The sequence below is a fragment of the Streptomyces sp. NPDC003247 genome, assembly GCF_042888135.1.
Classification (GTDB): Bacteria; Actinomycetota; Actinomycetes; order Streptomycetales; family Streptomycetaceae; genus Streptomyces.
Genome location: NZ_JBIAPF010000001.1, coordinates 418,176 through 431,415 on the forward strand (window position 1 = coordinate 418,176; position 13,240 = coordinate 431,415).

Annotated in this window: 12 protein-coding genes and 1 other RNA gene; 5 read left to right on the forward strand and 8 right to left on the reverse strand. The window is 74.8% G+C overall.

Features of this window, described 5'->3' with window-relative positions; genetic code table 11:
• Nucleotide 1: 1 nt before the first annotated feature.
• Nucleotides 2-405, reverse strand: an RNA gene (rnpB, locus tag ACFYWQ_RS01795) — RNase P RNA component class A.
• Nucleotides 406-472: 67 nt separating this feature from the next.
• Nucleotides 473-1,051, reverse strand: coding sequence for a Uma2 family endonuclease (locus ACFYWQ_RS01800; protein WP_389511817.1), 579 nt, complete (start codon nucleotides 1,049-1,051; stop codon nucleotides 473-475).
• Between the two features lie 174 nt (nucleotides 1,052-1,225).
• On the opposite strand from ACFYWQ_RS01800, the gene yaaA reads away from it, so the two are divergent.
• Both yaaA and eda read left to right on the forward strand, forming a co-directional pair.
• Entirely contained in the window at nucleotides 1,226-2,008 is a 783-nt protein-coding gene (yaaA, locus tag ACFYWQ_RS01805; protein WP_389511818.1) for a peroxide stress protein YaaA, read from the forward strand.
• A gap of 77 nt (nucleotides 2,009-2,085) precedes the next feature.
• The gene (gene eda, locus ACFYWQ_RS01810; RefSeq protein ID WP_389511819.1) at nucleotides 2,086-2,748 is read left to right on the forward strand and encodes a bifunctional 4-hydroxy-2-oxoglutarate aldolase/2-dehydro-3-deoxy-phosphogluconate aldolase; all 663 of its coding nucleotides are present in this window, start codon (nucleotides 2,086-2,088) and stop codon (nucleotides 2,746-2,748) included.
• Here eda and ACFYWQ_RS01815 read toward each other — a convergent pair.
• Genes ACFYWQ_RS01815 through ACFYWQ_RS01825 form a run of 3 tightly spaced genes read right to left on the reverse strand, consistent with a single transcriptional unit; the run spans nucleotide 2,720 to nucleotide 5,715 of the window.
• Complete coding sequence (locus tag ACFYWQ_RS01815; RefSeq protein WP_389511820.1) at nucleotides 2,720-4,114, reverse strand: bifunctional RNase H/acid phosphatase; 1,395 nt, start codon at nucleotides 4,112-4,114, stop codon at nucleotides 2,720-2,722. The genes eda and ACFYWQ_RS01815 overlap by 29 nt on opposite strands.
• Before the next feature lie 12 nt (nucleotides 4,115-4,126).
• A complete protein-coding gene (locus tag ACFYWQ_RS01820; protein WP_389512856.1) occupies nucleotides 4,127-4,870 on the reverse strand; it encodes a zinc ribbon domain-containing protein in 744 nt (247 codons plus the stop codon).
• Nucleotides 4,867-5,715 (reverse strand): Nif3-like dinuclear metal center hexameric protein, encoded by an 849-nt coding sequence (locus ACFYWQ_RS01825; protein WP_389511822.1) that lies wholly within the window; start codon nucleotides 5,713-5,715, stop codon nucleotides 4,867-4,869. Before ACFYWQ_RS01825 ends, ACFYWQ_RS01820 begins: the two co-directional genes overlap by 4 nt.
• A 244-nt stretch (nucleotides 5,716-5,959) precedes the next feature.
• Between ACFYWQ_RS01825 and ACFYWQ_RS01830 the strand changes: the two genes are divergently transcribed.
• Entirely contained in the window at nucleotides 5,960-7,210 is a 1,251-nt protein-coding gene (locus tag ACFYWQ_RS01830) for a hypothetical protein (protein ID WP_389511823.1), read from the forward strand.
• A gap of 94 nt (nucleotides 7,211-7,304) precedes the next feature.
• Nucleotides 7,305-7,460 (forward strand): hypothetical protein, encoded by a 156-nt coding sequence (locus tag ACFYWQ_RS01835; protein ID WP_389511824.1) that lies wholly within the window; start codon nucleotides 7,305-7,307, stop codon nucleotides 7,458-7,460.
• Between the two features lie 246 nt (nucleotides 7,461-7,706).
• Here the strand turns inward: ACFYWQ_RS01835 and ACFYWQ_RS01840 are convergent, their stop codons facing one another.
• Nucleotides 7,707-8,564: a MaoC/PaaZ C-terminal domain-containing protein gene (locus tag ACFYWQ_RS01840; protein ID WP_389511826.1), complete on the reverse strand. Its 858-nt coding sequence runs from the start codon at nucleotides 8,562-8,564 to the stop codon at nucleotides 7,707-7,709.
• Between the two features lie 453 nt (nucleotides 8,565-9,017).
• On the opposite strand from ACFYWQ_RS01840, the gene ACFYWQ_RS01845 reads away from it, so the two are divergent.
• Nucleotides 9,018-10,499: a hypothetical protein gene (locus ACFYWQ_RS01845; protein WP_389511827.1), complete on the forward strand. Its 1,482-nt coding sequence runs from the start codon at nucleotides 9,018-9,020 to the stop codon at nucleotides 10,497-10,499.
• 23 nt (nucleotides 10,500-10,522) lie between these two features.
• Here the strand turns inward: ACFYWQ_RS01845 and ACFYWQ_RS01850 are convergent, their stop codons facing one another.
• Nucleotides 10,523-11,173 carry a class I SAM-dependent methyltransferase gene (locus tag ACFYWQ_RS01850; protein ID WP_389511829.1) on the reverse strand — a complete coding sequence of 217 codons (651 nt, stop codon included), beginning with the start codon at nucleotides 11,171-11,173 and terminating at the stop codon, nucleotides 10,523-10,525.
• Between the two features lie 132 nt (nucleotides 11,174-11,305).
• Entirely contained in the window at nucleotides 11,306-13,045 is a 1,740-nt protein-coding gene (locus ACFYWQ_RS01855) for an MFS transporter (RefSeq protein WP_389511831.1), read from the reverse strand.
• Between the last annotated feature and the right edge of the window lie 195 nt (nucleotides 13,046-13,240).

Here is a 13,240-nt window from a genome sequence, read left to right on the forward strand (position 1 = left end):
GCAGACGAGTCGGGCTGTACGCCGGGTTCTGTCACCCGGTCGCCTCGCGGCGGCCGGGGAGACGGCCATCCATCTAGGACCGGCGTTGCCGCCGGCCTCGTGCGGTCTACCCGCGGACTCGGGCGGGCAGCCCTCGAACGTCCGCGCAGAGCGCTTGTGACGGCGCTCCTTTTGACCTTGCTCCGGGTGGGGTTTACCTAGCTGCCCAGGTCACCCTGGGCACTGGTGGTCTCTTACACCACCGTTTCACCCTTACCGAGGACCGAGGTCCCCGGCGGTCTGTTTTCTGTGGCACTGTCCCGCGGGTCACCCCGGGTGGCCGTTAGCCACCACCTTGCCCTGTGGAGCCCGGACGTTCCTCGGGAAGCCCCCTAGGGGGCTCCACGCGGCCGTCCGCCCGGCTCGTCTGCCGTGTGGACCATGGTACCGGGCGTGCGCTGGGCCGGGTGCGGCGGCCGTCCGCCACCGGGGTTCACAGGAAGTCGCTGGTGTCCAGGTCGAAGGCGAAGGGCTCGGGGAGGGTGAGGGGTTTTCCGAAGGGGACGGTGCAGCGCCGGCGGTAGTCGTCCTGCTTGGGGTCGCTGAGCAGCGTGATCTCGGAGGTGTCACGGTCGACGAGCAGGTAGAACGGGATACCGGCGCGGGCGTAGCAGCGGCGTTTGAGCTCGCGGTCGGCCGTAGCTTTCGTGGAGGTCACCTCGAGCACCAGGGCGACGCCCTGGCAGGGCATCCACGAGTCGGCACCTCGGTAGAGCTGGAGTGCCGCCGGCGCGAAGGTGCCGTCCGGGATCACGTGGTCCTTGGGGCAGCCCTCCGCCTTCTTCAGTTTCAGTCCTTTGTTGCCGGAGAAATCCATCTCGGTCCGGGACCACTTGATCATCTGCCGCACGATCCGGCTGATGTAGTGCTCGTGATCCCCGTCCGGCGGCGGTGTCACAACGATCTCCCCCTCGACGAGCTCCGCCCGGAATCCTTCCGGGGTGTCCAGGGCGAGAAAGCCCTCCAGCAGGACCTCTTCCTGCCTGAGCGGCTCGTGGGCCATGGCGGTCATGTCACGCCCCTCCTTCGGTCGCTCGCCAGACTCGGACATTGCTGGATCACCTGTCCGTGAGATCGGGAACCCTTCCCTCGATCGTGGCACATGATCACCGCCGTTGTCGGGGCACGGCTCGCCCCGGGGCACCCCAGTACGCTGGCGCGGAGTCCTATCGAAGGAGAAACACGCGTGCTCGTCCTGCTGCCCCCGTCCGAAGGAAAGGCCGCGTCCGGTGGTGGCGCCCCGCTGGAGCCGGCGTCGCTGTCGCTGCCGGGGCTCGCCGCCGCCCGGGAGGCCGTGCTGGCCGAGCTGGTCGAGCTGTGCGCGGGGGACGAGGACAAGGCGCGCGAGGTGCTGGGGCTGAGCGAGGGGCTGCGCGGCGAGGTCGCCAAGAACGCGGCGCTGCGCACGGCGGGCGCCCTGCCGGCCGGTGAGATCTACACGGGCGTGCTGTACGACGCCCTGGACGTGGCCTCGCTGGACGCGGCGGCGAAGGAGCGGGCGGCCGGGTCGCTGCTGGTGTTCTCGGGGTTGTGGGGGGCGGTCCGGGTGACGGACCGGATCCCGTCGTACCGCTGCTCGATGGGGGTGAAGCTGCCCGGGCTCGGGGCGCTGGGCGCCCACTGGCGGGCGCCGATGGCGGACGTGCTGCCCGAGGCGGCCGGGGACGGGCTGGTGCTGGACCTGCGGTCGGCGGCGTACGCGGCGGCGTGGAAGCCGAAGGGCGAGGTGGCCGCGCGGACGGCGAGCGTGCGGGTGCTGCACGCACCGACCCGGAAGGTAATCAGCCACTTCAACAAGGCGACCAAGGGGCGGATCGTACGGAGTCTGCTGACGGCGGGGATCGCCCCGAAGGGCCCCGCCGAGCTGGTGGTCGCGCTGCGCGACCTGGGCTACGTGGTGGAGGAGCAGGCGCCGAAGCGGGCGGGAGCCGTGTGGACGCTGGACGTGCTGGTGGAGCAGGTCCACTAGCCGACTCACGCCGGCCGTCGTTGCATCCTGTGCAACGACCTTTGCGCGTGTTGCACACCGGGGGCAGGATGAGGCGCATGACCTCACTCCTGCCCTCCTCTTCGGCTGTCTCGGTCCTGGATCTCGCCCCGGTCGTGCCCGTCGTGGTCCTGCGGGACGCCGCCGACGCCGTACCGCTGGCGCGGGCGCTGGTCGCGGGCGGGCTTCCGGCCGTCGAGGTGACGCTGCGCACGCCCGCCGCGCTCGACGTGATCCGGGAGATCGCCGGCGCCGTGCCCGAGGCGGTCGTCGGGGGCGGGACGGTGATCACGCCGGAGCAGGTGACGCGGTGCCGGGCGGCGGGAGCGCGGTTCCTGGTGAGCCCCGGCTGGACGGAGGCCCTGCTGACGGCGATGCGCGCGTCCGGGCTCCCCTTCCTGCCGGGGGTGTCGACCACGTCGGAGGTCGTGGCGCTGCTGGAGCGCGGGGTGCGGGAGATGAAGTTCTTCCCGGCGCAGGCGGCCGGGGGGACGGCGTATCTCGGGTCCCTGGCCGGGCCGCTCCCGCAGGTCCGGTTCTGTCCGACGGGCGGGATCGGCCCGGACAACGCCGCGGAGTACCTGGCGCTGCCCAACGTCGGCTGCGTCGGCGGGAGCTGGATGGTCCCGGCGGACGCGGTGGCGGCCCGGGACTGGGGGCGGATCGAGGAACTGGCGCGCTCTGCCTCGGGCCTCAGGGACGCAGGTGGGACGTGTCGTTGAGGAGGCGGACGCTGGCGTTGCCGTCCGCGTAGTACGCCACGACCGACAGCGAGGCCGCCGACAGCTCCATCCGGAACAGGGACTCCGGCGGCGCGCCCAGCGCGAGCCGGACGAGGGTCTTGATCGGGGTGACGTGGGTGACCAGCAGCACGGTGCGGCCCGCGTACGCCGCGACCAGCTTGTCGCGGGTGGCGGCGATCCGGGTGGCGGTCGCCGCGAAGCTCTCGCCGCCGCCGGTGGGTTCGGCCTCCGGGTCGGCCAGCCAGGCGTTCAGGTCGTCGGGGTGGCGCTCGCGGACCTCGCCGAACGTCAGCCCCTCCCAGGCGCCGAAGTCCGTCTCGCGCAGCCCGTCGTCGACGGTGACCTCCAGCCCCAGCCGGGCGGCGACGGCCGCCGCGGTCTCCCGGGTGCGGGCGAGCGGGGAGGCGACGATGTGCTGGACGGTGCCGCGCCGGGCGAGGGCGGTGGCGACCCGTTCGGCCTGCTCCCGGCCGATGCCGGAGAGGGAGGGATCGGTGCCGCCGCTGCCGGAGAAACGCTTCTCGGGGGTGAGGGGGGTCTCTCCGTGCCGCAGCAGGACGAAGGTGGCCGGCGCCCCGAGGTCGGGCGCGGAGCCCCAGCCGACGGACGGCTGCGCGGAGGCGGAAGCGGGAGCGGGAGCGGAAGAAGAGGCTGAAACGGAGGCGGAGGCGGCCTGCGTCGCGGCAGCGGCGGGCAAGTTGGGGGCGGGGGTGGCCACGGTGCGGGCGGCGCGGCGGTCGTCGGCCTTCGCGCCCGGCGTGGGACCGGGGGTGGCGGCCGTCGTCGGGCGCGCCTCGGCCAGTGCCGCGCGGGCCCTGGCCGCCCCCGCGGCCGCGTCCCCGGGCGGACCGGACGGCTCGGGCGCCGCCGCGGTGGCGGCCGGCCGCGCCGGGGCGTCCAGGGCGGCCCGGGACGCCCCGGGGTCCCACTGCTCGCCCCGCTTGCCCGCGTCCATCGCCTCGTTGGCCAGCCGGTCGGCGTGCTTGTTGCGTTCGCGCGGGATCCACTCGTAGGTGACCTGGCCGGGCGGGAGGACGCGGGACGCCTCCACGGCCAGCGGCTTCATGTCGGGGTGCTTGATCTTCCAGCGCCCCGACATCTGCTCGACGACCAGCTTGGAGTCCATCCGGACGCGCACGTGCGCCGACGGGTCGAGTTCGCGGGCGGCGCGCAGTCCGGCCAGCAGCCCGCGGTACTCGGCCACGTTGTTGGTGGCGACGCCGATGTACTCGGCGCGCTCGGCGAGCGTCTCCCCCGTCGCCGCGTCGATCACCACACTGCCGTAGCCCGCGGGCCCCGGGTTGCCGCGCGACCCGCCGTCGGCCTCGACGATGAACTCCCGCACGCCGGCCGCCCCTTACAGCCCGGACTCGGAGGTGCGCACGAGGATCCGGCCGCAGTTCTCGCACCGTACGACGGTGTCGGGCGCGGCCTTGCGGATCTCGCTCAGCTCGGTGATGGCGAGTTCCTGGCGGCAGCCCTGGCAGGACCGCGCGTACAGCTTGGCCGCGCCGATGCCGCCCTGCTGCCCGCGCAGCTTGTCGTAGAGCTTGAGCAGATCGGCCGGGACGGCGCCGGCGACGACCTCGCGCTCCTTGGTCACGGTGGCGGCCTCGCCGTCGATCTCCTCGAACGCGGCGTCCCGGCGGCCGGTCGCGTCGTCGATCTTCGTCTGGACGGAGGAGACCCGCTCGGTCAGCTCGGCGACCCGCTCCTGGGCGGCCTCACGGCGCTCCATGACCTCCAGGACGACGTCCTCCAGGTCGCCCTGGCGCTTGGCGAGGGAGACGATCTCCCGCTGGAGGTTCTCCAGGTCCTTCGGGGAGGTGACGGCGCCCGAGTCGAGCCGCTGCTGGTCGCGGGCGGCGCGCTGGCGCACCTGGTCCACGTCCTGCTCGGCCTTGGTCTGCTCGCGGGCGGTGTCGCTCTCCTCGGTCTGCGCGGCCACGAGCAGGTCGCGCAGCTGCGTCAGATCCTTGGTCAGCGACTCGATCTCGGCGTGCTCGGGCAGCGACCTCCGCTTGTGCGCGAGCTGCTGGAGGCGGACGTCGAGGGCCTGGACGTCGAGGAGTCGGATCTGGTCGGCGGGCGCGGCGTTCAGTTGGGGGCTCCAGGTGAGGGGGTGTGAAGGGTCCAGGGGTCGGTGACCGTGGTGGAGACGTGGACCCGCAGGTCCCATCCGTTCCGGTCGGAGATCTCGTCGAGCTGGGCGGCGGCCAGCTCGCACCAGGGCCACTCGGTGGCCCAGTGCGCCGCGTCGAACAGCGCGAGGGGACGGTGGGCGCCGGCCGCCATGAACTCGGACGCCGGGTGGTGGCGCAGGTCGGCGGTGAGGAAGGCGTCGACGCCGGCCGCACGCACGTGGTCGAAGAGGCTGTCCCCCGATCCGCCGCTCACGGCGACGGTCCGTACGACCGCCTCCGGATCGCCCGCCACCCGGAGTCCCTGCGTGGTCGCCGGGAGCCGTTCCGCGGCCCGTGCGGCGAACTCCCGCACGGTCAGCGGGTGGTCCAGCTCGCAGACCCGCCCGAGCCCGCGCCGCCCCTCGGGGTCCGAGGCGTCAGGGACGAGGGGGCGGACGACCCGCAGATCGAGCGCCCCGGCGAGCGCGTCGCTCACGCCCGGGTCGGCGGTGTCGGCGTTGGTGTGGGCGACGTGCAGCGCGATGTCGTTCTTGATCAGGTCGTGCACGACCCGGCCCTTGAAGGTCGACGCCGCGACGGTCGTCGTCCCGCGCAGGTACAGCGGATGGTGGGTGACGAGCAGATCGGCGTCCAGCTTCACCGCCTCGTCGACGATCTCCTGGACGGGGTCGACGGCGAAGAGGACCCGCGCGACCTTCTGGTCGGGGTCGCCCACGACCGTACCGACCGCGTCCCAGGCCTCGGCCCGCTCGGCGGGCCACAGCTTCTCCAGCGCGGCGATGACTTCAGACAGACGGGGCACGGGGAAAAGGCTACCTGGCCGGTCCTCGGGGGTGCACCGGCGGCGGGTGGAGAGGCCGGGCGGAGGGGTCGGGCGGAGGGTCGGGCGGAGGGGTCGGGTGAAGGGGTCGGGCGGGCGGGCAGCACAACCCCCCGGCCCTCCGGAGGCGAATCGCTTCTGCACCACTCGTACGAGCGAAGCCCCCGTGCGCCGATCCCCCTCCCGGGCGCACGACCTTAGCTTCGTCACCGGAGGTGACCGAGCCATGACGGCCTGTGCAATCGAATCCACCGCGGAGGACGAGGAAGACGACGACCGGACGCCGCACGCGCCCTGCGTGATCACGGCGGACGGCGCCTACGCCGCCCGTCTCGCGCGGGACGGCGAGTCCTGGTTCCCGGAGCGCTGGACGCTGGACGGCCCCGAGCCGTACGCCGTGCCGCTCCCCGTCCACCAGCCGGAGGAGCCCGGCACGGACGTGCACCCGATGGGCGACGGCCGGGTCCTGATCCGGCGGCTGGTGCAGGGGCGGCACGCCTTCTCGCTGCTGTACCCGACCGGCCCCGGCACGGGAGAACTGCCGTTGGGCGCGGTGGAGTGCCCGGACGTGGGCACCCGGCTGCGCCTGCTGCCGCCGGCGCCGTGCGGTGAGCGGGCGTACGCCCTGGCGGTGGGCCCGCGTTCGACGACGCTGTGGCTGGTCGCGGGCGGCGCGTTCGGCCCGGAGCACGTCGCCGACCTGCCCGGCCGCTGCTCGGGCGGGGTGTGGCTGGACCGGACGGGACGCATGCTGGCGCTGGACCGGGAGGCCGGCGGCCGCACGAAGGCCGTGGTGGTGGACCTGGAGCGGGGCGGCGAGGTGTCCCCGCTGCTCCAGATCACCGCCGACAGCGACGACCGTCTGCTGCTGGCGGACCCGGACAGCGGTCTGCTGCTGATCCGCTCGGACGCGCCCTCGCCCGGTGAGCCACGGCTCGGCTGGGGCGTGCTCGGCAGCACGTTCCCGGTCCGCTTCCCGGAGTCGTTGCGGGTCCCGGGCTGCGTCCTGACACCGTTCGCGATCCAGCCGGGTCAGGTGCTGCTGCCGGAGACGTGCGCGGTGGCGCTCCGCGTCGACGGCCCGTTCGGCAGCCGGCTCGGCGTGTGGCGCCCGGCGGAACGGCACCTGCACCCGGTGGCGGCGCCCGAGGGCTGGCTGGCGGGCAGCGGCCTGTGGACCCGGGACGGCGTGCTGCGCCTGCCGTACGCGACGGCGGCGGAGCCGTGCGGCGTGGCGCGCGTGGCCGTGCCCCCGCGGAGCACGGCCATGGAGCCGCGGGCCGCGGAGCCGCAGGCCGCGCAGCCGGTGGCCTCCGCACCGGGCCCCCTCCCCCTCCCCGCCGAATCCCCCGGCCCCGGCCCCCACCCCGCCTGCGACCCTGCCTGCGCCCCTGCCTCCGCCGTCGGACCCGGACCCGGTGCCCCTCGTCCCGTCCCGCTCCAGCAGGCCCCCCTCGACCGGGTTGTAACGAAGTAGCAGCGGTCGCGTGGCCGCCTGCGCGCGCCCCGAGGTACGCCGGATAAACTCGCCCGGCTGTAAAAAGATCATGTTGACGGGGTGAACACTTCCGATGAGTGACGCAAGCACCACGCAGCCGCTGTCCGCCGACGCCCAGGAGACCGGTCACGGCCGTCACCGGGGCCCGGTCGCGGCCCAGGACGGCGAGTCCGCTCCCCGCGGCCGGCACCGCAAGCCGGCCGTGGAGAAGGCCGAGGCGGCTGCCTGACGGTACGCCGGAAGGCCCCGCCCGTCGCGAGACGGGCGGGGCCTTCTGCGTCCCGGGCTCCGCGGTGGGGCTCCGCCCGCTGCGCTTCGCGGTCCGGCTCCGCAGTTCGGGCTTCGCGGTAGGGGCTTCTCGGTCCGGGCTTCGCGGTACGGGCTTCGCGAGCCCCGCTCCGGGCTCCGCGTCCGGCGCCGGGCTCCGGTCTCGGGGCTCCGCGTCCGGCGCCACCTTTCCGCGTTCCGGCGGGTCTCAGTCGTAGGTGACCAGCGTGTCGGTGAGGACCGGCGCGTCGTCCCGCTCCACCGCGCTCACCGCCGCCCGCACGGTGCCCGCCCGCCGCCACAGGCGGACGCGCAGGGTCTCGCCCGGGTACACGACTCCGGCGAAGCGGGTGGCGTACGAGCGCACCCGGGTCACGTCCCCGTCGAGCAGCGTGTCGACGACGGCCTTGAGGGTGATCCCGTAGGTGCACAGGCCGTGCAGGACGGGCCGCTCGAATCCGGCGCGCCGCGCGAAGTCGGGGTCGGCGTGCAGCGGGTTCCGGTCGCCGGAGAGGCGGTAGAGCAGGGCCTGGTCCTCGCGGACGGGCCGTTCGAGCACCGTGTCGGGGTCGTCGGCCGGTGGGACGGGACGGGCGGAGGGGCCGCGGTCGCCGCCCCAGCCGCCTTCGCCCCGTACGAAGATCCGGGCGTCGCCGGTCCACAGCGGGCCGTCGGCGTCGGTGACGTCGGTGCGCAGGACGAGGACGGCGGCCGTGCCCTTGTCGTACACCGCGGTGATCCTGCTGGTGGCGGTGGCGGTGCCCTCTGCGGGGACCGGGCGGTGCAGGGCGAGCGACTGGCCGCCGTGCAGGACGCGGGCGAGGTCGACGTCGACGCCGGGCATGGACAGTGCGTCGATCACCCCGGGCGCACCGGCGCCGGCGACGGTGGCGAAGCTGGGCAGGACCCGCAGCCGTGACTCCAGGGTGTACCGCAGTTCGTCGGGGTCGGTGGCGGGGCGGCCCGCGCCGATGCCGAGGTGGTAGAGCAGGACGTCCTCGGGGGTCCAGGCGATCTCGCGGGAGCGGGGTGCGGCGGCGAGCGCCTCGGCGGCGTCGATGGGCATGGGACTCCTGACGGTGACGGCGGGCGTCGCGCGGCGGTGCACCGAGCGGTGGGCGGCGGGAAGTGGCAAGCGGACAGCCAGTGGGCGGTGGGTGCGGGCCTCGGCGGCGGGCGGCGGACGGCGGGCGGACAGCAGCGGGCGGTGGGTGCGGGCGTCAGCAGCGGGCGGCGAACGGTGGGCGGCGGGCGGCCGGCCGTGGACGGCGGGTGCGGGCGTCGGCGGCAGGCGGTGGACGGTGGGCGGCGGGCGGCCGGCCGTGGACGGTGGGTGCGGGCCTCGGCGGCAGGCGGTGGACGGTGGGCGGCGGGCGGCCGGCCGTGGACGGCGGGTGCGGGCGTCGGCGGCAGGCGGTGGACGGTGGGCGGCGGGCGGCCGGCCGTGGACGGCGGGTGCGGGCGTCGGCAGCGGGCGGTGGGCGGTCGGCCGTGGGCGGCACGCTGGCATAGTGCCCGCATGCTCCTACCGATACGGATCAGCAGACGTGCGGCCGCGACGGCGGTGAGTCTCGCCGCCGTTCTGGCCACGACGGGCGCCCTGACCGGCGCCCCCGCCGTGGCGGACGGCTCCGGGCAGGTGGCGTTGCGGCTGGAGGCCCCGGAGAGCTTCACCATGTACGACGCCGACGAGGGCGCGCGGGCCGAGAACGACGACTTCGTGGTGCCCGTCGCCGTGGTGCGCGGTGACGGGGGCCCGGCCCGCGACGTCACGGTCGTCGTGGACACCTCGGGGCTGGCGGGCGTCGCCCGCGCGGTGAAGGGCGGTTACGGGAACTGCGTCGGCGAGGGACCGGTGTTCACCTGCACGTACGGCACCCTCCAGAACGGCGACGGCGAGAGCAACGCGCCCTTCACCCTGCGCGGCGTGGACGGCGTGCGGCCGGGCGACAGCGGGACGGTGACGTACACCGCCACCGCCGGCAACGCCGCCCCCGTCACCGGCACCACCCGCATGGTCGTCGGCGGACCGACGCTGTACGCGCCCGGCGAGGAGCCGGCGGTGAGCGGGCTGGAGCCGGGCACGGCGGCGACGGTGACACCGGGGTTCGCCAACCACTCCGCGTTCCCCACCCCGCAGGGCGTCGCCCTCCAGGTCGACGTGACGGGCCTGACGCTGACGCCCCGGTACCGCAACTGCTTCTACGCGGGCTCCGCGCCCACCTCGGCGTGGTGCACGTTCCCGGCGGAGGCCACGGCGGGCGCCGCCTTCCGCACCGGCGCGCCGCTGGTGTACACGGCCCCGCCCGGGGAGCTGAAGGGCACGGTGACCTACGCCTGGTCGGCGTCCCCGCAGCGGCCCGCCGGCCACACCGTGCGCGGAACGGGCGCCGCGCTCACCCTGGTCCGCACGGCGGACCGGGGCTTCGACAGCGGGCGAGGCACGCTCGACGTGGGCACCACCGTGCAGGTCGACTACCGGCCGGTCACCGCGACGGTGCGGGGCCGGGTCGGCGACACGGTGGAGGTGCGGCTCGGGGTGCGCGACCTCGGACCGGGCCGGATCCTCGACAGCGAGGACCTGGGCCGCTTCGAGGTGGTCCCGCCGGAGGGCACCACGGTCACCTCCGTCCCGTACACCTTCGAGGACTCGGGCGGCCGGTGGGCGTGCGACCGGCCGGAGGAGCCCGGCGGGGCGTTCGTCTGCGAGATCGGGTACGACCGGTTCTACGAGGTGCGGCACGAAGGCGGGACGACCGTCATCGGCTTCCGCGTCCGCATCGACCGGCAGGTGCCCGGCGCGCGGGGCACCATCCGCACGTACAACCCCTACGACCGCACCCCCGGCAACGACACCGCCGCCATCCCGCTCCGGGCGTCGCCCGCCCTGCCCTACCGGCCCCAGCGGGACGCCCGGCTGTGGGCCGCGGGGGCGTTCGCGGCGGCCGTGGCCCTGGGGGCCGTCCTGCGCCGCCGTCGCCGGCGGCGCGGGACGGGCTGAGAGTCACCTCCGGCCACCGCCCCTCAGATCCCGGTGCCCGTGCGCCGCAGCACCCGCAGCGAGCCGGTGTCCGAGACCTCGGTGAAGGCTCCGGAGGCCAGGGCGCGCAGGTAGACGCGGTAGGGGGCCTGGCCGGTGAACTCGTCGGCGGGGTGCGGGAAGACGTCGTGGATGACGAGGAGACCGCCGTCGGCGAGGTGCGGGGCCCAGCCCTCGTAGTCGGCGTTCGCGTGCTCGTCGGTGTGGCCGCCGTCGACGAAGACCAGGCCGAGGGGGGTGCCCCACACCTTCGCCACCTGCGGCGAACGGCCGACCAGGGCGACGACGTGCTCCTCCAGGCCTGCCCGGTGGAGGGTGCGGCGGAAGGTGGGCAGGGTGTCCATCAGGCCGGTCTCGGGGTCGACCGTCTCCGGGTCGTGGTAGTCCCAGCCGGGCTGCTGCTCCTCGCTGCCGCGGTGGTGGTCGACGGTGAGGGCGGTGACCCGGGCGGCGCGGGCCGCGTCGGCGAGCAGGATCGTGGAGCGCCCGCAGTAGGTGCCGACCTCCAGCAGCGGCAGGCCGAGCCGCCCCGCCGTCACGGCCGCCGCGTACAGGGCGAGCCCCTCGTCGACGGGCATGAAGCCCTTCGCGGCCTCGAACGCGGCCAGGATCTCGGGCGCGGGCGCCGCGGTCATGGGGTCCCCCTCGGTCGTACGGGTGTGTCGGCGCCCCATGCTGTCGCACCCCCCGTCGGCGCTGCGACGGGGGGTGCGGCGGGGGCGCGGCAGGGGGCGCGGCGGGCAGGCTCCGAGGCCTGGGCGGTGTTCCTACGCGGTGACCGTCTCTCCCGGCAGCGCCAGGTCCACGTCGACCGGGCGGTCGTCGCCGGTGTGGGTCGCGGCGGAGGCGTGGGGGCCGTGGCCGGTGGCCCGGGCGGCGAGGACGTAGGAGCCCTGGGCGGGGACGGTGAGGGCGTAGCTGCCGTCCTCGGCGGACAGGGTGGCGCCGGCCTGCCGGCCGCGGGGGTCGATGAGGGTGACCCTGGCGCGGGCGACCGGGGTGCCGCCGGCGTCCAGGACGCGGCCGCGGAAGGCCCGCAGGGCGGCCTCGGCGCGCTCCAGGTTGGCGTCCTCCTCGCTGCTGGCGCGCAGCTGCGGCGCGGCCGACGGGGTGCGGCCGGGCAGGAGGAGGGCCAGGACGAGGCCCACGGCGACGGCGGCGGTGGCGATCAGGAAGGAGACGCGGAAGCCGTGCAGGGTGGGGACGGCGACGCCGTTCACGGTGTGCGCGGTGTTGGCGAGCACCATGCCGATGACGGCGCTGGAGACGGACGTGCCGATGGACCGCATCAGCGTGTTCAGGCCGTTGGCCGCGCCGGTCTCGGAGGCGGGGACGGCGCCGACGATCAGCGCGGGCAGGGACGAGTAGGCGAGGCCGATGCCGGCGCCGAGGACCACCGCGATGACCAGGCTCTGCCAGGCGGCGCTCATCAGGCCGAGGCCGGCGCCGTAGCCGATCGCGATGATCAGCATGCCGAGGATCAGCGTGACCTTGGGGCCGTAGCGGGCGGACAGGCGGGCGTAGACGGGCGCGGTGAACATCATCGTCAGGCCGAGCGGGGCGACGAGCAGGCCCGCGGTGACCATCGACTGGCCGAGGCCGTAGCCGGTGCCGGTCGGCAGCTGGAGCAGTTGCGGCAGGACGAGGGAGACGACGTAGAAGCTGACGCCGACCATGATCGAGGCGAGGTTGGTGAGGAGGACCTCGCGGCGGGCGGTGGTCCGCAGGTCGACCAGCGGGGCCTTCAGGCGCAGCTCCATCACGCCCCACAGGACGAGGACGGCCGCCGCCGCGGCGAACAGGCCGAGCGTGGTGGCGGAGGTCCAGCCCCAGTCGCTGCCCTTGGTGATGGGCAGCAGGAAGAGGACGAGTCCGGCGGTCAGGCCGAGCGCGCCGGGCAGGTCGAAGGAGCCCTCGGCGCGCGCCGGGGACTCGGGGACGACGAGGAGGGTGAGGGCGATGGCGAGGACGCCGAGGCCGGCGGCGCCGTAGAAGAGGGCGTGCCAGTCGCTGTGCTGGGCGACCAGGGCGGCGGCGGGCAGGGCGAGGCCGCCGCCGACGCCGATGGAGGAGCTCATCAGGGCCATGGCCGAGCCGAGCCGTTCGCGGGGCAGCATGTCGCGCATCAGGCCGATGCCGAGCGGGATCGCGCCCATCGCGAAGCCCTGGAGGGTGCGGCCGGCGATCATCGTGATCAGGTCGCTGGTGACGGCGCTGACCAGCGCGCCGACGACCATCACGGCGAGGCTGAGGATCAGCATGCGCCGCTTGCCGTACAGGTCGCCGAGGCGGCCCATGATGGGCGTGGCCACGGCGCCGGAGAGCAGGGTGGAGGTCAGGACCCAGGTGGCGTCGCTGGGGGCGGTGCCCAGCAGCTGCGGCAGGTCCTTGACGACCGGGACGAGCAGGGTCTGCATCACCGCGACCACGATGCCCGCGAAGGCGAGCACCGGGACTACGGCACCGTTCGCTCCGCGTCGGGGCCGGTCGGTCGGCGTGTGCGTCATGAAGGGGGGCCTCCAGGCCTGAGGTGAGGAGAGGTGAGGGTGAGGGGTGAAACGGGGGGAGGGTGCGCGTGCGGGATACGTGCATGATGAACCACGTATGCATGAGCAACTATTCCGATGCTTCGGCACACTAACGAAATCTTGACCTTCTCTTGGGGGAGCGGGCCTGCCGAGGGCCTGCCGAGGGCCTGCCGA

What these genes read in the sequence shown, in the direction of transcription:
- ACFYWQ_RS01840 (WP_389511826.1), bottom strand. Translation starts at nt 8,564, where the DNA reads ATGCCCATCGACGCCGCCGAGGCGCTCGCCGCCGCACCCCGCTCCCGC.
- ACFYWQ_RS01850 (WP_389511829.1), bottom strand. Translation starts at nt 11,173, where the DNA reads ATGACCGCGGCGCCCGCGCCCGAGATCCTGGCCGCGTTCGAGGCCGCG.
- ACFYWQ_RS01830 (WP_389511823.1), top strand. Translation starts at nt 5,960, where the DNA reads ATGACGGCCTGTGCAATCGAATCCACCGCGGAGGACGAGGAAGACGAC.
- ACFYWQ_RS01845 (WP_389511827.1), top strand. Translation starts at nt 9,018, where the DNA reads ATGCTCCTACCGATACGGATCAGCAGACGTGCGGCCGCGACGGCGGTG.
- ACFYWQ_RS01855 (WP_389511831.1), bottom strand. Translation starts at nt 13,045, where the DNA reads ATGACGCACACGCCGACCGACCGGCCCCGACGCGGAGCGAACGGTGCC.
- ACFYWQ_RS01800 (WP_389511817.1), bottom strand. Translation starts at nt 1,051, where the DNA reads ATGACCGCCATGGCCCACGAGCCGCTCAGGCAGGAAGAGGTCCTGCTG.
- ACFYWQ_RS01835 (WP_389511824.1), top strand. Translation starts at nt 7,305, where the DNA reads ATGAGTGACGCAAGCACCACGCAGCCGCTGTCCGCCGACGCCCAGGAG.
- eda (WP_389511819.1), top strand. Translation starts at nt 2,086, where the DNA reads ATGACCTCACTCCTGCCCTCCTCTTCGGCTGTCTCGGTCCTGGATCTC.